Source organism: Burkholderia sp. IO2, from assembly GCF_029522185.1.
In the GTDB taxonomy this organism is placed as follows: Bacteria; Pseudomonadota; Gammaproteobacteria; order Burkholderiales; family Burkholderiaceae; genus Burkholderia; species Burkholderia cenocepacia.
Genome location: NZ_JAKWFH010000003.1, coordinates 188,090 through 214,852 on the forward strand (window position 1 = coordinate 188,090; position 26,763 = coordinate 214,852).

25 protein-coding genes and 1 pseudogene are annotated in these 26,763 nt (G+C 61.2%); 6 read left to right on the forward strand and 20 right to left on the reverse strand.

The features are described 5' to 3' along the window. Window positions 1–12: 12 nt before the first annotated feature. On the reverse strand, window positions 13–1,677 hold the full coding sequence (locus MMB92_RS03230) for an ABC transporter ATP-binding protein (RefSeq protein ID WP_277562512.1): 1,665 nt from the start codon (window positions 1,675–1,677) through the stop codon (window positions 13–15). Between the two features lie 234 nt (window positions 1,678–1,911). On the opposite strand from MMB92_RS03230, the pseudogene MMB92_RS03235 reads away from it, so the two are divergent. Further along, window positions 1,912–2,386, forward strand: a pseudogene (locus MMB92_RS03235) (GNAT family N-acetyltransferase). A gap of 273 nt (window positions 2,387–2,659) precedes the next feature. On the opposite strand, the gene MMB92_RS03240 reads toward MMB92_RS03235, so the two are convergent. Continuing rightward, window positions 2,660–2,983: a helix-turn-helix transcriptional regulator gene (locus tag MMB92_RS03240; protein WP_227743184.1), complete on the reverse strand. Its 324-nt coding sequence runs from the start codon at window positions 2,981–2,983 to the stop codon at window positions 2,660–2,662. A gap of 167 nt (window positions 2,984–3,150) precedes the next feature. On the opposite strand from MMB92_RS03240, the gene MMB92_RS03245 reads away from it, so the two are divergent. Together MMB92_RS03245 and MMB92_RS03250 are read left to right on the forward strand one after the other, a co-directional pair. Beyond that, window positions 3,151–3,552: a hypothetical protein gene (locus MMB92_RS03245; RefSeq protein ID WP_077021669.1), complete on the forward strand. Its 402-nt coding sequence runs from the start codon at window positions 3,151–3,153 to the stop codon at window positions 3,550–3,552. A gap of 78 nt (window positions 3,553–3,630) precedes the next feature. Then, window positions 3,631–4,095, forward strand: a complete 465-nt coding sequence (locus MMB92_RS03250) for a hypothetical protein (protein WP_012493077.1) — start codon at window positions 3,631–3,633, stop codon at window positions 4,093–4,095. Window positions 4,096–4,257: 162 nt separating this feature from the next. Here MMB92_RS03250 and MMB92_RS03255 read toward each other — a convergent pair whose 3' ends face one another. The 3 genes from MMB92_RS03255 to MMB92_RS03265 all read right to left on the reverse strand — a co-directional run bounded on the left by MMB92_RS03255 (window position 4,258) and on the right by MMB92_RS03265 (window position 5,773). Next, window positions 4,258–4,983, reverse strand: coding sequence for a class I SAM-dependent methyltransferase (locus MMB92_RS03255; RefSeq protein WP_006493299.1), 726 nt, complete (start codon window positions 4,981–4,983; stop codon window positions 4,258–4,260). 119 nt (window positions 4,984–5,102) lie between these two features. After that, on the reverse strand, window positions 5,103–5,522 hold the full coding sequence (locus MMB92_RS03260) for a type II toxin-antitoxin system VapC family toxin (protein WP_171984103.1): 420 nt from the start codon (window positions 5,520–5,522) through the stop codon (window positions 5,103–5,105). Further along, entirely contained in the window at window positions 5,522–5,773 is a 252-nt protein-coding gene (locus MMB92_RS03265) for a type II toxin-antitoxin system Phd/YefM family antitoxin (protein ID WP_062885211.1), read from the reverse strand. The genes MMB92_RS03260 and MMB92_RS03265 overlap by 1 nt, the downstream gene beginning before the upstream one ends. A 182-nt stretch (window positions 5,774–5,955) precedes the next feature. Here MMB92_RS03265 and MMB92_RS03270 point away from each other — a divergent pair, with 182 nt between their 5' ends. The 3 genes from MMB92_RS03270 to MMB92_RS03280 all read left to right on the forward strand — a co-directional run bounded on the left by MMB92_RS03270 (window position 5,956) and on the right by MMB92_RS03280 (window position 9,160). Then, window positions 5,956–6,960, forward strand: coding sequence for a hypothetical protein (locus MMB92_RS03270; RefSeq protein ID WP_062885210.1), 1,005 nt, complete (start codon window positions 5,956–5,958; stop codon window positions 6,958–6,960). Between the two features lie 220 nt (window positions 6,961–7,180). After that, a complete protein-coding gene (locus MMB92_RS03275) occupies window positions 7,181–7,771 on the forward strand; it encodes a DUF4410 domain-containing protein (protein WP_034202893.1) in 591 nt (196 codons plus the stop codon). 579 nt (window positions 7,772–8,350) lie between these two features. After that, on the forward strand, window positions 8,351–9,160 hold the full coding sequence (locus MMB92_RS03280; protein ID WP_058902647.1) for a TlpA disulfide reductase family protein: 810 nt from the start codon (window positions 8,351–8,353) through the stop codon (window positions 9,158–9,160). 512 nt (window positions 9,161–9,672) lie between these two features. On the opposite strand, the gene MMB92_RS03285 is transcribed toward MMB92_RS03280, so the two are convergent. The 15 genes from MMB92_RS03285 to MMB92_RS03360 form a co-directional block, all read right to left on the reverse strand. Then, window positions 9,673–10,728 (reverse strand): relaxase/mobilization nuclease domain-containing protein, encoded by a 1,056-nt coding sequence (locus MMB92_RS03285; RefSeq protein WP_277562513.1) that lies wholly within the window; start codon window positions 10,726–10,728, stop codon window positions 9,673–9,675. Window position 10,729: 1 nt separating this feature from the next. Further along, the gene (locus tag MMB92_RS03290; RefSeq protein ID WP_059781551.1) at window positions 10,730–11,248 is read right to left on the reverse strand and encodes a hypothetical protein; all 519 of its coding nucleotides are present in this window, start codon (window positions 11,246–11,248) and stop codon (window positions 10,730–10,732) included. Between the two features lie 6 nt (window positions 11,249–11,254). Then, window positions 11,255–12,268 carry an LPD7 domain-containing protein gene (locus tag MMB92_RS03295; protein WP_277562514.1) on the reverse strand — a complete coding sequence of 338 codons (1,014 nt, stop codon included), beginning with the start codon at window positions 12,266–12,268 and terminating at the stop codon, window positions 11,255–11,257. 74 nt (window positions 12,269–12,342) lie between these two features. Beyond that, entirely contained in the window at window positions 12,343–14,190 is a 1,848-nt protein-coding gene (locus tag MMB92_RS03300) for a PriCT-2 domain-containing protein (RefSeq protein ID WP_277562515.1), read from the reverse strand. Continuing rightward, window positions 14,187–15,899, reverse strand: a complete 1,713-nt coding sequence (locus MMB92_RS03305; RefSeq protein WP_077177735.1) for a type IV secretory system conjugative DNA transfer family protein — start codon at window positions 15,897–15,899, stop codon at window positions 14,187–14,189. The genes MMB92_RS03300 and MMB92_RS03305 overlap by 4 nt, the downstream gene beginning before the upstream one ends. A 363-nt stretch (window positions 15,900–16,262) precedes the next feature. Continuing rightward, on the reverse strand, window positions 16,263–17,414 hold the full coding sequence (gene virB11, locus MMB92_RS03315; RefSeq protein WP_212266459.1) for a P-type DNA transfer ATPase VirB11: 1,152 nt from the start codon (window positions 17,412–17,414) through the stop codon (window positions 16,263–16,265). Beyond that, the gene (virB10, locus tag MMB92_RS03320; protein WP_080323866.1) at window positions 17,411–18,634 is read right to left on the reverse strand and encodes a type IV secretion system protein VirB10; all 1,224 of its coding nucleotides are present in this window, start codon (window positions 18,632–18,634) and stop codon (window positions 17,411–17,413) included. The genes virB11 and virB10 overlap by 4 nt, the downstream gene beginning before the upstream one ends. Then, on the reverse strand, window positions 18,627–19,451 hold the full coding sequence (locus tag MMB92_RS03325; protein ID WP_077177732.1) for a TrbG/VirB9 family P-type conjugative transfer protein: 825 nt from the start codon (window positions 19,449–19,451) through the stop codon (window positions 18,627–18,629). Before MMB92_RS03325 ends, virB10 begins: the two co-directional genes overlap by 8 nt. Continuing rightward, window positions 19,448–20,152 carry a type IV secretion system protein gene (locus MMB92_RS03330; protein ID WP_077177731.1) on the reverse strand — a complete coding sequence of 235 codons (705 nt, stop codon included), beginning with the start codon at window positions 20,150–20,152 and terminating at the stop codon, window positions 19,448–19,450. The genes MMB92_RS03325 and MMB92_RS03330 overlap by 4 nt, the downstream gene beginning before the upstream one ends. A 181-nt stretch (window positions 20,153–20,333) precedes the next feature. Continuing rightward, entirely contained in the window at window positions 20,334–21,041 is a 708-nt protein-coding gene (gene virB5 / locus MMB92_RS03335) for a P-type DNA transfer protein VirB5 (protein WP_059781567.1), read from the reverse strand. A 15-nt stretch (window positions 21,042–21,056) separates the two neighbouring features. Continuing rightward, a complete protein-coding gene (locus MMB92_RS03340) occupies window positions 21,057–22,208 on the reverse strand; it encodes a type IV secretion system protein (protein ID WP_277562516.1) in 1,152 nt (383 codons plus the stop codon). Next, window positions 22,205–24,685: a VirB4 family type IV secretion/conjugal transfer ATPase gene (locus MMB92_RS03345; protein ID WP_080323867.1), complete on the reverse strand. Its 2,481-nt coding sequence runs from the start codon at window positions 24,683–24,685 to the stop codon at window positions 22,205–22,207. Before MMB92_RS03345 ends, MMB92_RS03340 begins: the two co-directional genes overlap by 4 nt. 1 nt (window position 24,686) lies before the next feature. Further along, complete coding sequence (locus MMB92_RS03350) at window positions 24,687–25,007, reverse strand: VirB3 family type IV secretion system protein (protein ID WP_080323868.1); 321 nt, start codon at window positions 25,005–25,007, stop codon at window positions 24,687–24,689. A 19-nt stretch (window positions 25,008–25,026) separates the two neighbouring features. Continuing rightward, window positions 25,027–25,380 carry a TrbC/VirB2 family protein gene (locus MMB92_RS03355; RefSeq protein ID WP_077177727.1) on the reverse strand — a complete coding sequence of 118 codons (354 nt, stop codon included), beginning with the start codon at window positions 25,378–25,380 and terminating at the stop codon, window positions 25,027–25,029. Window positions 25,381–25,404: 24 nt separating this feature from the next. Next, a complete protein-coding gene (locus MMB92_RS03360; RefSeq protein ID WP_277562517.1) occupies window positions 25,405–26,052 on the reverse strand; it encodes a lytic transglycosylase domain-containing protein in 648 nt (215 codons plus the stop codon). Window positions 26,053–26,763: the final 711 nt, after the last annotated feature.

Genomic DNA, 26,763 nt, shown 5'->3' on the forward strand with positions numbered 1-26,763 from the left:
GAGGTACGGGCATCAGGCCGGCACGCGAGCCGTGCCAAGCCGCACGACCTTGTCGGTCGGTCCGATGACCGAGCGCCGGTGCGTGATCGCGATCACCGTGACGTCGCGCGCCAGCAGCCGCACGTGCTCCATGATGTCGCGCTCGGTGGCTTCGTCGAGCGCAGAACTCGCCTCGTCGAGAAACAGCACGGTCGGATCGCCGTACAGCGCGCGGGCGATTGCGATGCGCTGACGCTCGCCGCCGGACAGTTTCAGCCCGCGCTCGCCGACCGTCGTGTGAAGCCCGTCCGGCAAGCCCTCGATGAACGGCAGGATCGTGGCCTTCGCGGCCGCGTCGCGCAGGCGCTGCGCATCGCGTGGCCGGCCGAGCAGGATGTTGTCCTCCAGGCTTTCGTTCAGCAGCACGACGTCCTGCGGCACGACGGCCACCGCGCCGTACCAGTCGGCACGGTCGATCGTCGCGAGATCGACACCGTCGACGAGAATGCGCCCGGCGGTCGGCTCGATCGACTTCAACGCCAGCCTGAAGACAGTGGACTTCCCCGCGCCGGTTTCGCCGACAATGAACGTGATGCCGCCGCGCTCGGCCACGAAATCGACGTCGCGCACGCCGCGCCCGTTGCCGTATGCATAGCCGACGCGCTCGAACACGATGCGCCCTTCGCGCGGCACGAACGCCGACGCGTGCGACACCTGCCGCTCCTCGGGCGCCGTCCAGAGCGCGGCGAACGGCACGAGTGCGGCGCGGGAGCGCACACTCTCGTCGATCGAGCGCGCGAGCATGTCGAACGGCAGGTTCAGTTGCAGCAGCAGCGTGTTGAACAGCACGATGTCGCCGATCGACAGCGCGCCGGCCGCATGACGCGGCAACAGCAGCCAGAACGTTACCGAGAACTGGACTGCGAGGCCGAGCCCCAGCAGCGCAAGAAAACCTACGTGCTGCATCACGTAGGCGCGCCAGTTGTCGCGCTCGGCGCGCGCCTTCTCCGCGAAACGCTCGCTCATCCAGCGGTGGCTGCCGAAATGCCGGAGCGTCTCCATCGCGTTGATCGCGCCGCCGACGAACCGCGCATTGTCCTGCCCGGCCTCGATCGCGCGATCCAGGTACACCCGCGAGCGCCGCGCGGAAACGATCGCGATCGTCACCGCGATCGCGCCATACGCAGCGGTGATGGCCGCCACTTCGAGGTTGATCATTGCGCCCAGCGTGACGAGGGTGAAGACGATCTGGAGCGTGCCGGGGATCAAATCCATCAGCGCAAGCTGCACGAGCACCGCCAGCGCGCGGCTGCCGCGCGTATTCGCGCTCTGGATTTCGGTGGGATTGTGTTCGACGAAGAACGCCGCGGTTTTCTTCAGGACGCGCTCGAAAAAGCGCGTGCTGGTGATGAATCCCAGATTCCCGGACGTCATGAAGGCGAGGTACTGCACGACGCGTTGCAGCGCGCTGGACAGGCCCAGCAGCACCGCGTAGACCACGAAGCCCGCCATGAGCGCGTGCAGCGCGCCGCGATGCGACAGCGCGTCGATCAGGCGCGAGAACAGATACGGAGCGGCAACGGCGGTGGCACTCGACAGCACGACGACGGCCGCAACCGTCAGTAACATCCAGCGATCGGCCTTCCAGTAGGCGCGCAGCACCTCGGTGATCGGATTCGGTGCGTGGTGTTCGTTCATGGCGCAATGGACCGGGGCGCGGCCCGGATGGCGACAGGCGGCCAAAAAGTCTAGCAGACTGAAAGAAAGCCCACCGCACCGTTCGGGCTGCACGACGGTAGCCGCATGCAGTTGCGCTGTGACATCAGAAAACGCGAGCACCGCGGCCCCCCATCGTGCCCCGGCCCTCTTGTCGTTGCGCCCCGCGACCGGTCTGGCCGGCAACGCTCTTCCCTCCTCGAAAGGCTCACGAACATGAACGTTGCCGATACCGGCCTGACTGTACGCGTGGTTGGGAGTAGACGACTACGATCAATGGCTGCCGCAATGGGATCACAACCGCTTCTTCGATAGCCGCTTCGACGCCACGCTACCGCCGCACATCACGCAGCTCACGTGGTCGCGCTCCTTCGACGGCTACGAACCGGTGTTCGCGCTGGTCGCGGAGCGTCACGGCAGGCCGGTCGGGTTCGCGCATTCCTGCGCCACCGCAGCACGACGCACGTCGGGCCGTCCTGCTATCTGCAGGATCTGTCCACGCTCGACAGCGAACACGGCAAAGGTGTCGGCCGCGCGCTGATCGAAGCGGTGTACGACGCCGCGCGCCGACATCGTGCCGAATACGTGCACTGGCTGGCAGACGCACGCGACGGATCACACAGCGCAGCGCGCCCGACGACACCGGCGCGGCACGAACGGCAGGATTTACAGAAAGATGCTTCCGCGCTGAGTACAGTTGATCGGGTATTCAACTCACTCTCATTCAACGCATCGACGACCCGCCACGTGCACCCCGACCGTCGGGGGGACATGGCCCCCAACCCCGGGTAGCCCGCGGGATACAAATTCGTCCTTTCACCGGATTTTTGTATCCTCGGGGACACCATTTCGATGTCTCAGTTTTCGTCGCCAATAATGGGGGCAGATTAATCCTGTTGATCGGCCATTCCCCTGCTCTGCGGCCTCAAATTTCGGCTATACGCTCCTCGCATGTCCCACGAAATCAAACGCCCTCGGTCTCATCCGACGGCTTGTCCGTCCCCGGTCGTTCCGTCGGCGTACCATTGATCGCAGCCACGAGCGCCAGCACCCCGCGCCTTTCTCGCAGCTTCAGTTCTCGAAAGCCCGCGAGGAGCAGTTCTTCGTCGCTGGTTAGCGCCAAAGTTACGGGGTCGGACGTACGGCCAGTCAGCAAATACTGGACATCTACACCCAAGTCCGCGATCCCCACCAGATAACTCACGTCCGGAAGCCTCGCCCCTTTTTCGTAGTTGACCTGCGCATGTTGTTGAACGCCTCCCGCCGCCGCGAATTCGGTCTGGTTCATCCCCAGTCGCTTTCGCTCCAGCCTCAGGCGTACGGAAAATATATCCGGTTGATTCATTTTTATTGACATATGCTCATTTGATACATAACATGGCAGGTATGGTCGATCGGATACCGACGGTAGCGAGATGCATCTGACAATGCCGTCGCTCTCTCACAGGAGGCGTTATGACTTCCACCTATGAAATCTGCGGCGCACTCTCCGTCGTCGGTCACTTCCGACGCAATCACGCACAGCAGTTCGCGCAGAGCTTGCCCGCTTCCGCGACCGTCTACTGCGTCACCGACGCCGTCACGCATTCGGTCATGATCCGCCTTCGCGGTGCACTTACCGATCAAGAAGTCACCTCCATTGAAGGAAAATTGAAAGAATTCTCCCAGAAGTGGGCCCGGACCGTCGCCGTATTCAGTCGCATACGGTTCGGGGAACGATCTCTCATGTCTCTCGCGCCGGGCCGACATGTCGAGCGGTTGAAAGGTCCGGCGACAGAATACGTCCGGCATCACACGTCTACGCCGCCACATTCTGATGCTCAAAACACTCAGGTACTGGCAGCTCCGCTCGGATAATCCGCCTAGCCTAGCTAAAAGCTGGAATTCTAGGCCCAATCGGGACATTGATTTCCCCCCAACCTCTGGAGGTTCGCAATGGAAGAGCCCGCACCGTACAGCCTCTCAGGCGCACTGTCCGTCCAGGACGACTTGGACGATGAACAACTCGATCGGGTATCCCGGCACCTGAGCGGTATCGCCAGCGTGTACGTGAAACACGACGCCGTCGCGCATACCGTTTCATTGTGTATCTCGGGTACGTTGATGCGTGACGATGCGCGTTACATCGAACAACGCATCGAACGCTTCGCCGAAGAGCATGCTCGTGCGGCCTCTATTCTACTTAGCGAGTGGAACGGCGTGACGAGCGAGCTTGTTGTCGGAATGAACTGGGACGCCCAGTGCCTCATCAAGCTGGCAGCGATCCAGGAACAACTTGGAAAGCTCCCGGAGCGATATTTCGATTTTCTCTTGCGACTGGAACCGGCGGGTGCACCAGCGCGTGGCAAGCAGTTCTTGTCTGTTTCGATCGAGACCAGCGACGATCAGCAGGTTGTGTAACGCAAGTTCAGCGTTGCGGACACGCTGCGAGTATAAGATGTCGAGGCGCGAAAGCACGGTGCCGACTCGCGCTCGTTCAGCATAGGTGCGCGCGATGAGTCGGTCACACATTCGAATTGAAAATCGCACGAAGCATCCGCGTCGCCTATCAGTCGCACGCGCTCAACGCAATGGCCGAGCCTTGATCCACAGAAACAGCGGCACGCGCGCCCACTGCTTCAACTGATCCGTATCGGCATGATCCGGCGGCGGTTCGCGCAACGACACGATCGCGAACCCGGCCGCTTCCAGCGCCTCCATGTACGCCTGCAGCGGCAGCGACCAGCCCGCGAAGTGCATCGACAGCCCGTCGCGTGTTTCCACTCCGTCGAAATGCTCGCGCCCGAAATAGCTGCCCGTCAGCACGAACGGCGCATCGGGCTGTGGCCCGGCAAAGCTACCGCGATCGCGGAACGGATGCACGAGCGAGATGAACAGCGTGCCGTCCGGCTTCAGCACGCGGCGCGCCTCGTGTAAGGCGCCCTGCATGTCGTCGAGATCCATCAGCACGTTGTACGCCATCACGAGATCGAAGCTGGCCGTGTCGAACGGCAGCGCGGCCGCGTCCGCCAGTCGATAGCGATGCGCGGAATCCGCATGACGCGCGGCATCGAGCATCGCGGGCACCGCGTCGCTCGCGGTCACGTCGTAACCGAGCGCCTTCAACTCACGGCTCACGCGGCCTTCGCCGCAGCCGACCTCCAGCGCGACGCCCGTGCCGCGACCGATGTAGGCCGCGAGCCCCGCGCGATATTTCCAGAACGCATCGTGGCCCGGCTTGCCGGCCCAGCCAATCCATTGGTCGGCGACCCGCGTCCAGTGTTCGGTAATGGCTTTCGTGTCGGTCATGCGTGCTCCCGATCGGTCTGCGTCGTAGGCCCAAGATGCGCATGGTAAGCCGAAGCGCATCGACGCGATTGCGTGCAAGCGGAATCCGATTTCCGTCGGGAGCAAGTCGATTGGTTCGCTCAATCCCACGGATTCAGAATCGCGACACCGGTTTCAACGAAATCGGCAACGTTGCGCGTCACGACGGTCATGCCATGCACGATCGCCGTCGCTGCAATGAGCGCGTCCCGCTCGGATCGCCGGTCCCGCACATGAAGCCGTGCGCATCGTTGGGCGACAGCAGTATCGACCGGTAACACGCGACCAGCGAACTCGGGCAGGACGTGCCCGTCAAGCCATGCCCTGAGAAGCGCCCCCTGTTCCGCATCTCTGCGCTCGATCTGCAAGACACCTGCCTCCAGCTCCATGATCGTGATCGCCGAGACAAACAGCACCGACGCATCGACGGTCGAACACCAGGCCGCCATGTTCCTGTCCGCCTTGCCCGCCCGCACTTTCCGGAGTTCCGAAACCACATTGGTATCGAGAACGAACATCATCAGAAATCGACCTCCTTGATCTTGACGTTCGCGCGTGGCGGGTCGAATTCGACGTCCCCGACACCGGACATGGCGAGCGCGTCGGCAATGTTGCGCTGCTGCCGGGTGAGACGTTGGTATTCCTCGAAACTCAGCAGCACATGGGCCGGCCTGCCGCGATCGGTAATGAACACGGGGCCGTCCTTTGTCGCCTTCTTTGCCTTGGTCACGTCCTGGTTGAGTTCACGACTCGAGAGCGTGGTGATGGTCACGATGAACTCCTGGAAGCCATATATGTAGGTTTGTTACTACAATATATGATTCCGTGTCATTCGTCGCCCTGTGCGGCGGTTCCTCGCGATGCCGGTAGCAACGTCCTACAGTTACGAGAAACAACCCGCACCGCCGCGCATCGCCTCCGCTCGACGATGCGCACCGATTCCGAGGAAAATCGATGCCGAGTATCTATGCCGTGCCCGCCGATGCCCCGCCGAGCCCCGTCGCGGCGGAAACACGTATGGTGCACGATGTGGCGACGCTGCGGCCGTCCGACTACCGTTCGGCGGACGGCGCGTCGTGGGTCATCTCCGTCATCACGCCGGCCGCAGACAGCGGCGCGAACGTCACCGGCACGACGTATTTCGACACCGCGAAAGGTCAGACCGTCCCGGTACCCGACGCGCGCCGCCGCTATGCGAATCGCGGCACGTGGCAGGTCGTCGCGAGTTCGAGCCCGGCGGTGCCCGCGACGGGTCGCTACGACTGGCTCACGCTCGCGTGGCTGCCGATCAACCGGCGGCCGCTACCGCAAACGGCCGAGCATCTGTATTCGCCGTTCATTCACGGCGGCACGATCGTCTATCGGTGGAATCCGTCCGCGGAAGGCGGCGAGCAATTCGGCAACGTGCGGATGATCTTTCCGGAATGGACGCAGCAGGTGGCCGATGCGTTGCGGTCCGCGCCCGCGGGGATGCAGGACGGCGCGTCGTCGGCCCCGCAATCGGCGCTCGACCGCCTGAAAGCCGACACGAACCCGATGACTGCCGTGCTCGACTTCGCCGATGCGCTGCGCGACGAACCGGTGGAACAGATCATTGCGCGGCTACCCGCGCTGCTGCGGGTGAAGGACCGGCATGCACTCTCGGCGATCGTGTACCTGTGCCTGTCCGCGCCGCGCGCGGAAGACCGGTCGCGCTTCGTCGAAACGATCAACGCGACGATCGCGGGCACCGACGACCGCGCCCGCCTGCTGGCGATCGCGTATGGCGCATTCGCCGCAGGGCGGACGCAACCGGTTCCGTTCCGCGACGGCGCGCAGAGGGCGTTCATCGACGATGTATTCGGCGCGCTGAAACAGCGCACGACGGCGCTCGGTGTGCCGGTCACGCAAGGCTCGCCGTGGTACGAGTTCTTTACCGCGTATCGATTGGGCGAAGCGGTGTCGGGCAACGGCCAATAACCGCGAGCCAAGAGACGCCGCCGCGCAAGCTATAGCGGATCTCCACCGCCGTTCATCACGCACTGCCCATTACTTCGACCATTCCTCGGTCAATCGCGCCGCGTCGACCAAACACCGCATCGATTTTCGATCTATTCGACGATTTGAATGGAATCGCTCCGTGCTAGATTCCCGCTCGGCCACAGAGCCCATTCCAATAACCTCAATCAAAGACCAAATCATGAAATCTCTTATCCGCCATGCCGCTCTGGCATTCGTGACGATCGGCTTCCTGTCGGGCTGCGCCAGCAGCGTGACGCGCGACGCCAGCGATACGGCCGGGGCCGCCGTGACCGCATCAACGACCCCATTCGGCAAGAAGCCCGTGATCGTGACGGTCACGCTCGACAATGCCGCGCAGGAAGCGTTGAAAGACAACCTGAAGTTCGACGCAAAGAAACTGCAGGAGAAAATCGAACACGCATTGGACGCACGCAAGCTGCTGGCCAAGGCGGATGCAACGGATGCGATGCACCTGAATGTCAAAGTCACTGGCATTCGCGTGCGCTCAAGTTTCTCGGCCGTCATGTTCGGCTTCATGGCCGGCAGCGATTACGTCGACGGCACCGTCACGTTCACCGATGCCGACAATCATCCGGTCGACCACTTCAAGGTGTCGGCGTCGTATGCGCTCGGCGGTATCGCCGGAATCGACAGCATGCGCATGGACTGGCTGTATGAGAAATTCACCGAGAAGACGCTCGCGACGCTCGATCCGACGGCCGCGGCCACGCAAGGCGACGCGGCACCGGCAGCGTCGAAGAGGCTGTAAGGCCCGCCGCCCGACGGATCGCGGATGTGCGGCCCGTCGGGCCATGGCGGCAGACCCGGTGCTGCCATCAACGCACTGCCTCGCCGGTCACGAACCGACCATCATGCGTCCTGCAATGCGCGAGTGAATGCCCGGTGCTCGCATCTGGCAGCGGTCCTATTCCGTTAAATCAGCCGATATGCATCGGAGTGCGGCCGCGCCCACCGACCGCCACAAGGCATTCACGCGCGCACGCATGACAGCAAAAAAGCGGCCGCTCGCGAGCGGAGCGGCCGGCAAGGAGAGATCCCTAGGCGGGATACCGGTGGACACCACACCAAACCGGTCTGCGTATTGTTGATGAACGGTATGCCGTTGACCATCAGACTGGTCTGATTCGCTGCAAGCTGGCGTGAACGTCACGCCCTCGTGAGCTGCCCCGGGGCACTCATCGCGACCCGCAATACGCCGTTACGTTCTCTGAGGGAACCCCCATACGCGCCAACCGGTCGAAACGCCGCACGACCGTCGAAGGCTTGAGCACTGCGACGGCCCACCTGCGCTCCTGTCCCGCTCGATCACGTCCATTTTTCCCATCGCATGCTGAGCATTGGTCCCTTCTCGATCCGCGTCGTCGCGGTAGCTGTCGCCGCGCTGCTGGCGTGGCTCGTCGCGCACCTCATCCAGCGCCGTCCGCCTGATGGGCATCACAAGAGCGCGTCGAGCCTGATCCTCGACGTGCTGTTGCTCGGATTGATTGCGGCGCGGGTCGCTTATGTCGCGCAATGGTGGCCGGACTATGCGGCGTCGCCGCGCGCGATCGTCGCGCTCGGCGATGGGGGCTTCGACGCGCGCATCGGTATCGCGGCCGCGCTGGTGTTCGCAGCCTGGCGCCTGCGCCGCCTGCCGGCGCTGCGTCGGCCGGTGCTAGCCGGCATCGTCGCGGGCCTAGGCGCGTGGGGCATAGCGCAAGGTACGCTGGCGACGTTGCAGCGGGGCGCGCCGCCGCTTGCCGCGATGCCGCTCCAGGCGCTCGATTCGACGCCCGTGATGCCGGCGGGCTTCGTCGGCAAGCCGGTCGTCGTGAACCTGTGGGCGACGTGGTGCGCACCGTGCCGGCGCGAGATGCCGATCCTCGAACAGGCGCAGCGCGACCATCCGAGCATCACGGTGCTGATGCTCAACCAGGGAGAAAACGCGCACGCCGTGCGTGCGTTCCTCGAGCAGCAGAGCCTGCGTTTCGATCACGTGCTGCTCGATCCGTCGCTGCACGCGATGCATGCGTATGGCTCGCGTGGACTGCCGACCACACTGTTCTTCAACGCGAAAGGCGAGCTCGTCGAATCGCACATGGGCGAGCTGACTGCAGCGCGCCTAAAGGACACCGTCACGCAGCGCTTCGGACAGTAATGCCCGGCGGCGGATCGGGAAGCGACGCCGCTTCATCACTTCCGAGCTTCGAGCGCGACAAATCGGTACACGAAGACCTATCCGATAAGCCTCGTCGAAGGTGTCAGCGCGATCGTGGCCAACTCGCGCGACGGCCTGCACATCGGCCAGGAGACGGATGCCTTCACTCCGTATCTGTATGCCGCGCTCCGCCTGATGGGCATTGCCGATATGGAATCTGCTTACGCCTAAGGGCTCGACATGAAGCCGCGTGACTTCGACGCCAGGCCAGAGCATGCGCGAAAGCAGATGCAAGCTCTGCATACGTGAACACTGACGGCGCCGGTATACGTCGCGAACCGGTCAGGCCGACGGACGCCATCACGTTACCCAGTGCCCATCAGCCGCGGTACCACAATCGCACGACGCCCGTGAACCAACAGTGTGTGCACACGAATCGCCGTTCGCGGCAGCATACGTCATGCGTGCAGAATCGCGCACCCGACACCCAAACACGGCCGACGGAAAGGCGATCAGTCTCGGTCAAATAGCGGATCCGGTTCGGGTGGCCTGTCATCAACACTGCGCTGCTTACCCTTGAAGCGAGCGATATACCTGTGCTCATGAGGGGGGGCACGATGTGAGCACGTGGTGGCCGAGTCGAGTCGGGTAGCGCCGGGCTGCAATTGCCTCGCCGGCATGTGCTGCACAAAATCCACAATAGCCATTGCCATGGTTCGGTCTTCAGGGACACCGGAATGGGCCAATGCTTGCGCGACCCCACGCCAGACTGCCAATGTTTCGATATGCGCATCCCATAACGCCATTTGCGCCCGCTCATCGAGCACCGATCGGTAAAAACGCGGGGCAACTCCACGAGACTGCATTCGTACCACCGCCTGCGTCGGAAAGCGTTGTGTCTCACCGCGAGCCAGCCTCGGCGTTGCGTTCGCATCGACCCCGTGTTCGCGCAACTGTCGCGCAAACACCTCGCGCCATGTACGCAGGTCCCGCTTGCGAGGATTCAGACACCGCCCGTCAGGACCACGCACCCGAACACACAGATGTACGTGCGGATGCGGTTGATCATCGTGCTGTGCGAACACGTACAATCGTCCGTCGCCGAATATCTCGCGCGCGAACGCTCTTGAGGCCTCTCGGACGGCCGCGCGGTCCGTGCCTGCGGGCATTGACAGCATCAAATTAAAGGTTTCCCGACGCCGACTGTCTTCCGGCATCCCCCAACCACCCCACCGCCATTCGTCAAAAAGATCCTGCAAGGCAGCGTCTCCGACCAACACGCGCGCGTCCTGGTCTTCCAGCTCGACATGGCCATCGCGTGAAATATATTGCAGGTGTCGACGCACCGCACCCATGCCCTGTGCGCCTGACGCTTTGTTGGTAATCTTGACCATGACCTCGGGCGCGCGCCGAAGCGTCAAAGCCAGCCGTTCGCGCAGACGCCGCGCATCGCGCGGCAATGCCACGCCGGGCAGATGCGGGGCGCGCACATGCCGTAGCGGATCGTGAAACAGTCGATCGCCCCAGTTGACGAGCAGCGCATCGACGTACTGTCTGGGAAACGGCATATCAACGGCTCCATCGGTCCAGGTTGGTTTGCAGCAACTGTGCGACAAAACGTAGATGTGTAAGGATCATGGCGCGCGCGTGCTCCCAATCAGGTACGTGGTGGCCCTCGCCCGTGTCGCGCGCGAGCTCACCCAGTCGCGTACGAATCGCGGCGAGCTGCCGATTCGATTCCGCAAGCAGCATCATCTCCCGGTTTCCCAGTTGCGGCTCTCCGGTCAGATGGGCGCGAATTAACGCAGCAATCCATCGATTGGCGGTGACCCCCTGGACATGGGCCAGCCCTTTGATACATTGCAACTCGGCCGGCATCAGACCCACACCGATCCGTACAAACGGCTCGCTCGGCGCCGAAAGTATTGCAGCCGTGTCCGGCGGGTCATGGGCAATATCCAGTGCTTCGGCCACGAGCCGCCTGATGCCCTCACCGGCGCTCACCCCGTTCTGCGCACATCGTGCCTGCCACAAAGGCTTTAGCGCACCCAGTTCGACCGCAATGCGCGCTCGGTTTCGCGATCCCATGTTCGTCTACCGTTGGCCAGGCAACTGCATGGCGGGTGCGTGATTGATTTCTCGCGACGGGGCAGACGATTGCTGGGGTTCGTCCTTTTCCGCTCGCGCGGAAGGAGCCGTCGGATCGAACACGCGAGGTCGGGGAAGCTCGACGCCCTCAGCGTGAAGCGCTTCGAGCATGCGCACAGCGCGACGCTTAACACGATCGACCGAACGATCACTGAAACCCTGCTCGCGCATAGCCGCCACAATCACGGCGAGCTGAATCTCATCGTCCAGCGATCTCGAGTGGCGCATCGGTGCGCCCATGCGACGGTCTGGACTTTCGTCGCGGGCACCCGCAGGCGTTGCAGTCGTCCCTACTTGCGGCTGCAACACAGGACGCTCGGAGTCGCGATCGCGTGTGTGTTCCGTGGGCGCGTTCAACTCAGAAAGGCGCGCTAGGTCGGCAGGCTTCGGTGTGTACCCGCTTACCTCAATACCGATCGAAACGGCCTGCAGCCATACTTCGCGGCAAAAGGCGTCGTGCCCCGACACGCGAATGCGCGTCCACGCCTTCGCCTGCACCATATCCATCATGGAAGCAACAATGTCTGTACGAGTTTGCATCGTGACGAGATATCGCCCCCGATCCTCGAATACCAGAGGGTACGGGGCCTCCTTCAGGAAATATTGACTGCCGGCGCGCAGGTAGCCTCGCCTAACTCGCTCTGGCGCGTCTGCGATTTCCGTGAACTTCGGCACCGAATTTATCGCGCCGGTATCGGACACACCATCCGTGCCTGCATCGTCACGCCCCGCCTCGAAGCGGCTGCCACCAGCCTGCTCTCGTAGCAGGGCGCGCGCCGCATCAGACTCGCTGCGCCGACGCGCAAGCATTGCGAGGTAGCCGAATTGTTGTGCCGGAAAGCGGTCCGACGGACGACGTCGCGCTATGTCGACGTCCGCAGTCCATTCAGGCTCGATGGCGTTCACGGCGAAGTCCGCACTAGGTGCGAAAAGCGCCGGCGACTGGGTATCATCCATCATGTACCTCACCGGTTATGCGTCGCGCAATGCTCAGCTGCGCGGCGTCACCATCCATATTGCGCGTGACCGAATCGCTACCGCTGCGGGTCGTCGATATCGCCACGCCCGTCCACGCGCGACCTGGCTTGCGCGAGCGCGGCCGCACGTGCAGCTTTCACGCGCGCCCATGACGCTGCATGCAGCGCATCGAGCTTCACGTCCATGTCGTCGAGCCCCATTTCCCGCGCAGATTTTTTCAGTGATGCAACCGCCCGCTCAAGCTGATCGCGAGCCCGGTCCCACGGGTACAGCTTCGCGCGCTCACCTTCGTAGACAATCTGTACGTCCGCGCCGTTTAGGCGATGGTGCTCGTCCATCCACCGTAACCGGTCCGACACGAATGTCATCCTTCCCTTCGCATGGAACACCACGCTGCGTGGTGCCACCTCTTGAACAAGGAAATGCTCGGTATTGAGCACCTCCCCGCGATAGGGACCTCCGTTCTCTCGTGGCGTGGACATCCTCAGTGCAGCCCCAAACCGCCGCTCGGCCGCCACCTTGACCTCCGTGGGCACGGCGTCGAGCCCGTATATGAATTCTCCCGCCACATGACGTGGCCCCCGGCTCGAATGCTGCCCGTCGTCCGTGGTTTCGGTGACCGAGCTCGCCGCCGGTTCGTGGGTGAAAGCCTGTTTCCCTTCCTCCGGAGTACCAGATGGCTGCGTCGACGCGCAATCACCGTCCGAGCGGTCGGCCTCGGCGTGCCGGCGCACGTCGTCCGCCCCCGTGCCCTTGTCCGTCTTCCTCGATCCCATGTCTGCGTCTCCCGTCAAGTAAAACGACATACCCTCGGTTTGCGTCCGGCTCGCCTTAGCGTCAGTCGATGTAGGCGCCGGTGTCTCCAGTACCGCACGCCGCAACAGCTCGCCGACCGCCTCCTTTCCGTCGAGCACCGCCATATCGTTAAAGTCGGTCGGCAACTGATTCGCAATATGCGCCCCCGATGCGAACCGAGGAACGACCAGTCGTGCATGGGCATTGCGCGCCGCATGCTCCGCATGCGTAAATCCAGCACCGAGATCGGCCAGAATCACAAGCGCATCCTTTGGGTGCTGCGCGCGCCATACCGTAGCCACTTTGGATAAATTTCCGCTCGACAAAGCCGCAAGCGTGTACCACCCTGTCGCCTGCCATGCGGATACGGCAGTGGCCACACCCTCGGCAATCAGCACCGGCAAGCACGCGTCGCGTCGATGCTGTTCGGGCGTAACAGACCACCAGCCTCCCGCCTTCGCACCGCCTGCCAGCGATGATTTACGCCCTTCGCAATCGATCAGCTCGAGTGTCGAAATCTGGTGGCCGATACGAACAGGCACGATCAACACACGTCCCAATAGAGCAGTGTCATTGGATTTCGGGGCGTATCCGAGCAGCACATGCAACTCTTCTGCTTCAAGCTCGCGCAGGGTAGGCAACGGCGCAATCTGCTTGCGCACCAGATAAGGATGGTCAGGTGCCACCGGCCGTGCCCAACGCCAGATACTCAGCGCATCCCGAGCGACCGCGGCGCGGCGCGCCCTGCGCTTGCGCTCGAGTGAGGCGTCGGAGCCCACAATGGGGGCATGCGCCGACGCGGACCGCGCCGCGCGATCGCCAAACGCGCGCGAGCCGGCCAGATCGAACCCATGCTCGCGGGCCAGCCAAAACAGCGACGCAAGCGTAATCGCCCCACTTTCGCTCGCCGAGTGCCATGTCGCACGCGCCGATCGTGCATCGTAATTCGGCGCGGTCTGGCTCCATGCATCCCACAGCTCAAAACCTGCCTCGCCAAGCCCATGCTTCACGGCGAACGCCATGTCGACCCATGTCGTATAGTCGTCAGCCGGAATCGTCGCCAAAGCAGTGCGCACTCGATCCGCCTCACTGATATATGCAACGCTCATTGAACACCACCACTTGCCCGGGCGACGGGGCTCGGGTCGCGCTTGCGCGCGCCCGTCTCAGTATCAGTCATGCCATCTTCGCCGCGCGCCAACCGACGTCCGGCGCGCGCTACGTCCTCGGCCGGCACGCCCAGCAGCGTGAAATGCCGATCCACATACGCGGCTACCTCCTCGCAACTGACATTGTCCAGCGCCTGCGGCAGCTCGCGCGGATCCCAGGCGTGTACAAGTTCCAGATAGTCCGCTCGCACATGCGTCAGCTCGCCCGTCTGTTCATCGACGTCGTCATCGCTCAGTTCGCGCAGCCGCTGCTCGATTTGTGCACCAAATCTCACGAGATCGAGTGCAGGCACCGCTGGCGCGTCCATTACCCGTGAAGTAAATGCACGATCGCGCCAATAGCAGATCCGGTCTGCCAAAATCGGCTTGGTATTTTCGAGAAGAATGATTTCCTTGTCGCGCGCGAGCTCCTTGATCTCCTGCGGCAACATCAGCGCACGACGTTGATCGGAAAAGCTCTCGCTCGCACCGCCGCGCGCACCGAACATGCCATTCGATCGGCTGGTGCTGCGCGATCGCTCCGTGCGCGTACCGAGCATCTCGGAGTAGGCATTGGCGTCCTTCTGTTCGCGCGGGGCGAAAAGAATCTGCATCGCATGATTCGTGACAATGGTCCTCGCGTCAGCTCGGCCATACACAGACTCGAGCTGCGAGTCGGATTGCACGATCGAGAGTAGGCGCAGGTTGTAGCCCGCCATATAAGCCACCGCACGCGCGATAATATGGATTTTTCCGATTGCCGTCATCTCGTCGAGCAGCAGCAGGCATTGATACTTCAATGCCGGATTGTCCTCTGCCAACTCCTTCGTGTTCAGATTCACGAGCTGCGAGAACATCAGATTCATCAGTATCGCCGCCTCACTTAAGTGATCGGGCGTCACGCCAAGATATACGGACATCTTGCGGCGTCTGACGTCTCGCAGATCAAAGTCGTTCGCGCTCGTCGCCGCGTCAACAATCGGGTTGGCCCAGATCGTCAGTGACGCATTAAAAGTGGCCAGAATGCTCGCCAGGACCTTGTCGTCATTCGCGAGGAATCGATTCAGTGCATCAATACAGGCGCGGCTCAAGTACTGTCGATGCTGTATAAGCATCCGGTTCAAGTAGGTTTTGACCGGCTGACCATTTCCCGACGATTGCCGCAATACCTCGCCCATTGTGATCGGGTAGTCGGGCACCCCGCTCGCGCCAGCACGACGCGCCTCACGCAAATCGGACAGCAGCAGGACCAGTCCCAACAGAAGGTTGCGTGCCTGGTCTTTCCAGAATTCGTCATGCCCGCCGGCCGGATACAACACATAACCGATCGCCAGAATGTCGCCGACGCGAAACATGTCGTCTGCAATGACCGACAACGGGTTGTAGCGGTGCGTGCAGCCATCTTCTGCAAACGGATTGAACAGGTACACGGCTTGTCCGTGCGCGCGCCGAAAGCCTGCCGTGAGACGAAAATTTTCCTGTTTGATATCAAGCACGACCACGGAGTCGGAATAGCTCAGCAGATTCGGGATCACAATCCCCACGCCCTTTCCTGAACGAGCGGGCGCGGCAAGTAGCACGAATTGCTGGCCGGCAAAGCGCAGATAGCGGCCACGCCAACGGCCCACCACAAGCGTCGGTTGAGACTTCGCGGGTGCAATCTGTCTCATAACAGCCCCGCCCGACGAATCTCCGCATCATTCGCAAAGCGCGCGTCGCCATACAAGGGTCTGCGGCCTGCTTGTTCCAGCCACGTATACACGGCAAGCGCAGGGCCGCCGAAGGCGACAAGCAACCCCATGAGGCCCGCACCGGCCACACGTCTCCCCATATTCGGAAGACGGCCGTCGTACCATGCCACTAATGCATCAAGCCACGTTGACCAGCTTGCGCGAATGGGATTGCGGTGCATGCTTGCATATAGCATGCACGAGGCTAACCATTCGGCTGCGGCCAATCCGACGTATATCCCGATCGTGATGGCAAGCGTAAGAATCGTCACACGCCACACTGGAGCAAGCGTCCCGGACATGTCATGCATCGCAGCACCTCTCGGTTGGGCCAAACTCGATGGCAGCCTTCTCGCGCGGGTCGAACCAGACTTCGGTCATCGCCCAGCGTTTGCCGACCTGCACACCGTGTGAGTCCAATACGGGCTGCGCCTCCATGTGAGCGATCACGTCGATGGTCAAGCGCAGCACACGCTTGAGCGAAGCAATGTCCCAGGCAGCTGCCTCGGGATGCTCCTTCGCCATGAGCGCAAAACGCTCGATGGCAATGCCCGCACTGGACGCATGAAAACTCGTCATCGAGCCGGCGTGCCCGGTGGTCAAAAGCTTCAGGAAGTCGTACGCTTCCGCCCCGCGGAGCTCGGCAAGCAACACCCGGTCGGGACGCATGCGCATGGCGCAGGCAATCAAATCTGCAGGCGTTATGTGTGCGCGCCCCTGAGCGCCTTTGCTATAGAGGAGATGGACGCAGTTTTCGAGATGCCGAATGAACAGCTCGCGTACGTCTTCGATCGTCACGATGCGCTCGGTTGCGCTCAGGTATCGGCACAAGCTGCGCATAAAGCTCGTCTTGCCGGAGCCCGTGCTGCCGACAATGACAATATTGCGGCGTGCTCGCACGGCGCTTTCAAAGAAGGCGGAAAAATCACGCGCTTCGAGCCGCTCGACGAGCATCCGATCGGCTCCGCGCAACGCTAGGCCTGTCTTGCCGAGACCGCCGACGTGTCTCCAAACCGTGTCCTCAAACATGCCGTCGGCACGATGGCACTCAAGCGTCTTTTCATCCGCGCTCGGGCGCCTGATCGTGATCGATACCGTCCGCGGCGGAACCACGGGCGGCACCACGAGTTGGAGGCGCGCGTTATCCGGTAATAGCGCGGAAAGCAGCGGATGCTCGGTCGAGACGCCCTGATTCGTCAATGTGGCAATCGCCACGGCGAACGCCATGAGTCGTTCGAAATCAAGTTCCGGTAAATCGTGTGCCTGCCACCCGCGATGGGTTTCGGTCAGAATACGCTGTGGTCGGTTGATCACGAGCTCCGTTACGGCTTCGTCGTCGAGCAACGGTGCGAATGAACGCATCAGCTCCGTCACCGATGCATCATCGGGCAATACCGACATCGCATCGGCTACGCGATCGGTTTGCGGCTGACGTGTTGCGTCGAACGCCTTCATCGCACCCCCTCCGGCTCCAGTGCATAAACCGAGCTGAAGTCCAGATCGCGAGCAAGGACAATCGTAAACTCGGTACCCTGATGTTGCCTGAGCGTCGGGGCAATATTGATGGTCTGATCGAGTACGCGTGTGGCCATGTCGCTGCCTTGCGCCTGTGTGTTCTGGTAGACAATCGTGCCGTTGCCATTGCTGCCGCGCGTGGCCAGATAACCGATCGCATCGTGGCTCAGTCCGAGCATCATCGCCGCGCCCACGCGCGCGCCCCAGTGATTCTCGATCGATCCATCCATACCCATGCGGCCCAGTGCGTCGGCTACCGGCGAATCGATCTGTACGGCTACCCCGTGCGGCGTAGCAATTCGTGCTGACAGAATAAATACACGTCGTTGCCCAGGCGCAAGATTCGCACGATATTCGCAATTGATTTGCGAGCCGCGCTCGATCAGCACCACGCGCCCGTCGTCGGAATAGACGTTACGTGCGACCGTGCAAGTCGATATACCTGCCTGGGTGGAATCGAACGCGGTGTCGCCCGCGCAATCGATCTTTGTGCCCTGAGCGAGTAGCAAACTGCGGTTGCCGATAAACGCTGCCATCATCTTTGGCATGCGCGTCGGCGTGAGCACCTGAGACAGCGGCTGTGAGAAGGGTTTCGCCCGCTCCTCGGCCATACCGGCAGTCGCATTCGACGGCTGCTGGTCCGCATGTACGGGCAAAATACTGGGGGAAGCTGACTCACTCTCGCTCGCGTCTGCCATTTGCCCATTGCTGGCCCCAACGGCAAGCAACGGCGCGTCGTAGTAGCTGCGTAACGGAGCAGCACGATCACTGGACGGCGCAGGCTGTACCGCGGCCGGTGCTGGCGCCGGTATAGGCATAGCAGCAGCCGATGCAGGCTCGGCAAGTGCCGGCACCTCGTCGAACACCTTTTCGTGTGCGCCTCGCGCATGGAGCGCACTGCGGCGCGCACGCGCAGCCTCGTCTCGGTGAGCGAGCACACCATGAACTGTCCAGACCGCGCCTATTAGCGCAAGTACGATGATCGCGAGCGGTACTAGCCAGTTGATGAACGATCGTCGCCCGAACCCATCCAGGCTGGGCATGCCGCGATCGAGCATGACAGATGATTCGGATCCCATACCTGTATCCATATCTGCCGAGCTGTTGCGACGGATCCTGTCGTCCGTCGCTGCGCTGTTGGGCGAAGTGTCCTCAGTCATGTTCGCGACTCCGCAGCGTGCGGCGCACGCCGTCGACCGTCACACCGTGCCGCGGCGCGACACCATCAATGTCGAATGCGTCGTTCCACAAACCAACCGCCTCATCGCCCAGACGCAACACGAGTCGGCGAGCAAGCTCATGGACGACCACCACATCACGGTCCATGTGCTTGTCCACCACGCGTTCGGTGTCATCGTCCTCGATTCGGAAGATCGCGGGTATACGACGATTGTTGGGGATTCGAATGTACGTAAAGCGACCGTCGTCCCATACTGCGGACGGTGCGATATCCTCTGCATGTGGCATGACCTGCATCGAGTACGCGGCGTTACGCACGACAGACGGCTGAGACAGCCGTTTCTGCAAACACGCCAAGCGCGCGGCAATAAACGCATCCGACGCAGCGGTGTCCGGGTACACGAAACTTACCCGGTACATCTCGTGCGCGTTGCCAAAGCGTGCTTTCAGGGGCAGAACGAGAAGATCAAAGCTGTAGCTGCGCCGATCGGTCCGGACAATCAGATTCGTGTCATGAGCGGCGAGTTTCGGCTTCAGATAAACGTCATGGTCACCCCGATTGGCTACCACATACCAACCGTCGCGGTCCCCTGGCGCAACCACAAGAATGTGCTCGGTCGGATCCAGCTCGACGTGGGTGGCAAAGCCGCGCTGCGCGATAATGCGCACGACTTCGTCCGGCACATAACGCACTTTGCGCACCCTGGCATCGTGCGTCCAGTCCGGCATGACGTGTGCGTCGACTGCTTGCGCCGCAAAGCACGCCAACAGGATCGCCATGGTCGCGAGCGTCTTCATCGGCCAGCTCCTGCACCGGGCTGTGGAGCAGGTGGCGTATCCTCCACATCTCGGCTGTACGCCGTCACCTTGAAGCCGAATGGATTTTCGATGGCCGAACGTTCCCGCACCAGCACCGTGGGGCGGTAGGTAAAGGCGAGCGTAATCACAAAGCGCTTTGCTGGCTCACCGGTATCGATGCCGTTCTTGCGCACCGTGCGCTCGAGATGCACAACAGCATGTCCCGGCTCGTCGGGCACGAGCGTCGTCGATACTATTCGGGTGCGGTATTGAACTGAAGCGCCCAGTTGCTGATCCAACGCGTTCGGACCGCTATAGATTTGACGATATGCGCGCGCGACCGATTCGTCGCTCATATCCAGGACACGGTCATAATCCATTTGCAACAGTCCCCAGTCGTAGCGCTCGCGAGTGCGTACATAGACTTCGACCCAGTGCTTATCTTCGATCTCACGCAGCGGCACGTGTTTTGCGTCGAGCACCTCGATGAATTGCGCCTCGCCGGTGAGCTTGTTCACCTCGATAGGCAACGGCACCACGCGATAAAACGGCATCATCGCGGCAAGCGCCGCTACCGAACCGACCGCAACAATAACGGCGGCAAACGCCACTTGCCATGCGCGACGCTCGGAGCATGCCTGCAACGCGGTGAGCGACGCCTCAAAATCAAGCGCACGCCGATAATCGCTTTGATCGTTCACGGACAAGCTCCATCCAGCCGCAGGTTCGCCCCCGGCGGCACCGGTAGTTGCTGATTGACCGGTACGCGGTGAGCTCCATCGGGTAGCACGAGCCTGGACGGCACACCGCTGCATCCGGACATCGACATGCTCAGCCCGATAAGCACGCATATCATCCGGCGTCGCGTCATTGCAGTTCTCCTTATCGACCAAACGTGATCGGCACCATCTGATCCTGAAGTCGCCGCGTGTTGCCCGCTCGCTTAAGAAGCAGTTCAGTCTGCTGCTCGGTAATCAAGCGATCCTCGGTTTCCGCGAGCATCTTGAACATCTGCAACTTCGTCATTTCGTTTCCGACCGCCACACTCTCCGACTGGATTCGTGCTTGCAGTTCCGCGATACCCTTCGGATCCCGTGTCGTATCGATGTGCCGCATCAGACGTTCAATCCGGTCGAGTTCGGCAAGCTCGGTCTGATATGCCTGCAGGCCAAGTGCCTTATCCTGAAATGGCTTGTTTAATGCACGCTGACAAATTCGCTGATCGATGCCATGCTGATCTTCACAGTCGTAGAGCTTGCTTTGCGCACGCAGCGCCTGGGCCGGACCAGTCAATCCGGCATACCCTCCCTCGCGAATCGCTGCATACACGCTTTGCCAATTGCCCGGCAACGCATTGACCACCCCCGGTCTATCCAGCAACGCACCAAAGCCGCGCGCGCCGCTCATTGAGCGGTACAACGCCATCTCCTGCTGCACTTGTTGTTTGAGCTGCCCGACCATCGCGATCGCCTGGGCGACGTTCTTTTCGTCATAGACCGAATAGATTTCCGCTTTCGCCGGCTCAATAAACGACGCCGAGCCCGCGACAATGACGCTCATCAGTACATGCGTGAATAGGTATCGCTTCATGGCTTCGCTTCCTGTTCAGTCGTGCGCACGGTCAAGCTGCTCGCGTGCAGCCCGTTGATAGGCGGGAGGATGCGGCGAAACGGCGCTCACCAATGCGCCAGGCCTAGATATTCGACCGCCGGAAGACGCGTTTCGGTTTGCACTGCGCAGTGCGAAGGCCAGCGCACCTGCCGCCTGTCTGGATGCGTAGCCGGCGACAAACGCTCCAAAGCCTGAGACGGTCGCACCGCCCGCAAGCCCCGAAGCCACAGCCGGCAACTGCCACCCAATCGTCGCCAATAGCATGGATGTAACAAACATGCCGAAAGCCGCCGCCCACGGGGCGCTTGCTTGAAGTGCTTGACGGGCGGCAGCGGCCAACGCATCGGCAGAAGCGTCCGGATCAGCAGTCGTTACTTGAAACGGTGCGAGGTTGGCCGAGAACGCTGCGAGCGCGAGACCAAGAAAAGCCGCAACCAACACTTGCAACAGCGCATAGTTCACGAGCTTGGCAGTCCAAGCTTCGAAAAATCTAACAGTAGGACTAAATGCTCCACACGCAATGAATATGGGACCCAGCGCAAGTACGAGGTCGAGCAGCATGCGTGCCATCATCACTTCGACGCCGAGCACCATCAGAAAGATTGCGCCCCCGAAGGCGGCAACCAGACCACAAGCGAGGTCGCCGATACCTGCGACGATGCCGCTCATGCTCAGACCTTCATGGGTCGCTTTGTCGAAATAGGCGTCGACCACGAGGTTAAGCTGCCGATCATAGCAATCGAGCGTCCGGTAAATGCCCACAGCATGCTCGCTTGCCTCGCTCGCTTGTTCTACTGACCCGCATCCACCATTTCCTGCGCCGGTACGAACGGCTGCTGTCTGAATTGCCTGGGCGACGCCGGTTGTCGTCTCGCTCACGGCACTGACGACCTGGGACTGGTACAGCCCCGCACTTAGCGCAAACGCGAGCGTGATGACGACTTTCATACCTCGCCACGCAAATGCCGGCACCGGCTCGTGTGCCTCTCCGCGAATCACTGCCATGCCATACGCGAGAACCCAGATCACCACTCCCGTGGTAGCCGCGGGTACTAACGCGGACGACAACGCAGACGATGCATCGCTTACGTACGTGTGCATACCATTTTCGAGCGTACCGCCCACCGCGCTGAAGAGGCCATTCATAGAACACCACCTTGCACGTGTGTAGCGGTGCTCGACAATGCGGTTTGAAACGCACTCGTCTGGCGCCGGCGAGCAGTCAGGGCATCATGAAAGCGCGGCAACCACACATCGGGGTCGTCCCCGACCTTGGCCCGGATCGTATTGAGCAACGCAACATTGTCTGACGTGCCCGACAGGACATCGAGCACGTCGCCCATTCCCGAGAGATCGAGTCGCCCGATTGCCGAACGATGACCCTGCTTGACCAAGAACAGCCGGCTGTGCTCACCCATGCGTCTCACAATGTTGAATTCTGCTTCGGTCAGCTTGAAACCGTGGACATAATCATCGTGGTCTGCGCTCGGGTTGGGGAGGAAGAAAAATGTAGCCGTCTGCTCTACAAGCGCACGAGAGATTGGACTGCTAAGCACATCCGCAGGGGACTGGGTATCGAAAATACCTAGGCCGTTTTGCTTGCGAATGGTCTTTTGCTTGTCGTTGGCAAACTCGCTGAACACCGGGTCGCGCAGGCGCTTCCAGAACTCCGTCATCACATAGATGAAACGCCGCCCATCGATCAGGCGTTCGGTCAGATGCAGCAGCACCATCGTCAGTGGCGCACATACCTCCGGATCGTCGAGCAGTTCTGTGTCGTCAAAACCGAACAATCGGTGCGCATCTAGATCAATCCGGTCAACCGGGTTATCGAGCACCCACCCGAGGCGCCCGCCGGCGCACCATTTGGCAAGCCGCGCATGAAGACTGTTATCTCCAACGTTTGGCAACAGTTGCCTGACCATGGACAACCGACGCAGCGATCGATCCATGCGTGCAACCTCCCGGATCGCGCGAGAGATATCGAGCTCATCCTTCGCGGACAGCGGTACTCCGTTGTCGACCAGCTTGCACACGAGACGTATCCAAAAACTGTGTGTCGCCTCGTCCGCTTCCAACTGGAACGGGTTCATGCCGGTGGGCTCACCACGGTGAAATACCGTGTATTGACCACCCATGGCGCGAATCCCGATTTCCGCTCCTCGGTCCTTGTCGAAGAGCACGCCCATCACACCGTACTTCATTGCCATCGCGAGCAGAAACAGTTCAAGCACAGTCTTGCCTGCACCGGCTCGGCCGATGATCTGCGTGTTTGCAAGCGCCTTCTCGTCGTTTGAGTCGACTTTCTCGGGCGTCGCGTGAAAATTCAGATAGAGCGGTTGCCCGCTGGGCGTTTTGACAATCGTGATAGCTTCGCCCCACGGATTACCCTCTCGCTTTCCAGTCGCGAAATTATGCAAACTGGCCATCGCGCAAAAGTTGCGTGATGTGAGCTTCGCCTCTCGCGGTCGGTATCGCCAGTTGCCGGGGCACTGCGCGAACCACGCAGCATCGGCGACCAGATCAATGAGCGCACTCTGGAAGCCGGCGTCTGCAAGCTTCGTTCGTGCTTGAGCGACATGCCGCACTACCTCATCCAAGGTATCTCCCAGCACAGCCAACGTGTAGTGGTACTCCCCCAAAACGAAATCGCCATTAACGAGATCATTCGCGGCCTGATCCATTGCCTCGATTTGCGAGACAGCAACGTCATCTCCCGCAATCAGTTGGTTGCGCTGGCGCTCGAGCGCCTCCTTGGCACTGGGACGGTCAAGCACGGTAAAGCTTTGCGTTTCGATGTACTCGAAGTCGCCGTAGAGCAATCCATTGAGCATGCCTGGCTCGGTTTGCTCCGGATAGTCCTTCAGGTCGAGCAACGCCGCATAGCGGGTGCGCGTAGGTGTGCGGATCTCGAGCTTCTCACGGTGGAAGAACAGGCGCGAGGTTGGTAAAGTGTCGCAAATTCGACCGTATCCAACCGGTACCGCCTCCCACGTTCCGTTGACTAGGTAACCAAGCATCTCGAGCGCGGCGGAATAGCGACAGAGCCGCTTGGTCAATGGATCGCGGCGTTCATACACACCGAGCGCGCATGGCGACCACGGTTTGAGACCAGTCTCGATCTGCGCGGCGATATCGGCCAACGCACGCAATGCGTCTTGCTGATCGCGCTGAATGTCGTCAACTGTACGGCGTGCTGCACGGCTGAACAGCCGCCCCAATCGCGTCCGGTGAGGACGATATACGACGCTCACGTAGAGCTCGTTGGTCATCATCGTGTAACCGGCAAAGCTCGCGTAGTAGCGCTCAGCCAAGTCCTGACAGAATCGGTTGAGATAGGTCGTCTCGAACCTGTCCGCGGTACGCCGCCGTAGCCGATGCGTCCATAGCGCGACGTGGCCACCCGGCAGATTGCGCACCAGCTGATTGAAGGTGACATGGCGCGCGAGAATATCGGCAGGATCGGCCGTCTCGAATGCAATCCCGGGAATTTTCCAGATTTGTATATAGTCACCCTCGCGTGTGCGAATCACGCGGTCCGTGACATGCGACGAAAATGGGATGAAATCTGCGAGCACCACTTCGCGCGGTACGAGGGTTGCGTGTGCCGACGGTGTGCTCATGTCACCCTCGCGCCTTCAATCGGGTCGGCGCATAGGCATGCGCGCCCCAGAAGCGCCGGTTGCGCTGGCACAGTCTCATTTTCACGCGTAGCATGCGCTGAGCGAGACGTTGGTCGTCCTGACGCGTAATCATGCGCATCGTCGCGAACACGGGAATGATCAACAGTACGATTGCGACACCCAAAGGCGCGCTCGCCATCAATACCCAGATTGCCGGGATCAGCATGCCGCCGGCGACCATCAACAGCGGTACAAGTGGAACGCCCCATAGCATCGCTGGCCGCGTGCAGCCTTTGAATACGGGATCAGAGAGTGTGTTCACAATCAGCTCCGTGTTCACGTTAGGCCGTCGGAATCAACATGCCAGCAATAACCGTTGCGCAGCCAACGAAAAGGCCGCCGATGAAAACATGCGCGATATCGCCAAACCGGGCGTGCTGAAACATCATTTTGAAGCCGGCCCAGATGATGGAAATCGAACACACCACCCCGCCCACACCGAGCAACGTGTTCTGAATAGTGATCAGCAAGGTATTGACCTGACTGAGTTGTGCAGATGCCGGAGGGGTTGCCATGACGAGCACGCCGAGCACTGCAATGCGGCGCCAATTCGACGAGATCCACGCAACACACGTTTTTCTCAGTCTCACGTCGCTTATGTTAATTAGGAATACAGATTTCATAATGCACTCCATCCAGCCGAATTCCACCTTCCTTGCTCAGAAAATAACGGCACTGCCTTCGACTCCACCGTTATTTTGGTTTCGCGCTGTATCGTCGTTCGGGTTCGAGGATGGAGGAGACACAGGAGTCGAGCGCCCGCGGCTCTCAGCCCGAGACCCAGTCACACGGTCGCGTATCACCGGAATCGGCTTTGCAGATGACGTCAGCGCAGGAACGAAAGTGTCGCCCGACGCCGCTGCTTCCGTAATCCGTCGCACATATCCGACGCGAAAACCGGTTACGAAATTCCCGCTCGCATAGCACGACAGCGCAGCGCGCAACGCCTCTTGTGGATGGACATGAATAGGGCGAGCCCGCAGAAAACATGCCCGAAGAATAGCCGCACCAACGCTCAGGTTCCGACAGACGTCGAAGACGGTCCTCGCGGTCAATCCGTAACGAGACCAGTTGTCATGATTGATTTGCGCGAGGCCGGCGCTGTAGGTCCACCCCGCCGCTGGCAATGCCTTGACCGTGGCGATCGCTTCGTCCTCGCGCCGAGGCTGTCTCACCAAACGGCCATGGACAACACCGATAGCGTAGGGATTGAATCCCGATTCGATTCGTACAATGGCAGCCAACGTCTGCGGGGCGACGGCAGGCGCACACTGCTGAGCCATCGCCACGAAGTCTTGAGTGGTCATCGCCCATCTCCGCTCGTGCGGCGCGCGCTGATATTATCGCGTCGACATATCATCAATACGGGCGTACCGGCCGTCCGAATGACAGTCGCACCCTCGGCTCGGCCGCGCACCGGTATCTGGTCCATATTGTCGTTCACGCGCATGATCTGCCCCCTCGCTGTCGGACCCGCGCAAACGATGGCGGGAACACGAGGGTATTCAAGCAGCCGGTAAGCACTGACCCAAACCCGTCTTGTAGACGGGTTTTCCCGTCGGGTTGGCTCTGTATCGCCGATTGAAATCAGTTCGACTCAAACGTTTGTCTGTCCGTTGAACCGTGTCAGTGGCCGACCCCGGTTTGCCGCGCCGCTCGATGCCTGCTCACGTCGCTCCGAAGCAGCTGAAGGTCGATTCAGTTTGCGTGAAGTACCGCATCCGAACCGGCTCGTCGCATTGTCCACAAACACCAACAATGCGCGGGCCTGTGCCCGGTCCCGGCACTATCAGGGCCCGCTGCCTAGGCTAACCAGCGGACTGTCAGGGTGGCGGCATCGGCGCAAATTGAAGCCCCAATGTCCAGCTGAAATCTACTTCCATATCGCCATGGGCGAATTCAACCGGTCGTCGCAACACCTTTAATCGAGGAGGTGTTGCATGGGGCGAAGCGCAAAGCGGGTGTATCAGTTGACAGGCCGAGGAGCGATGCACTCGCCGGGCGCACCATCGCTTCGG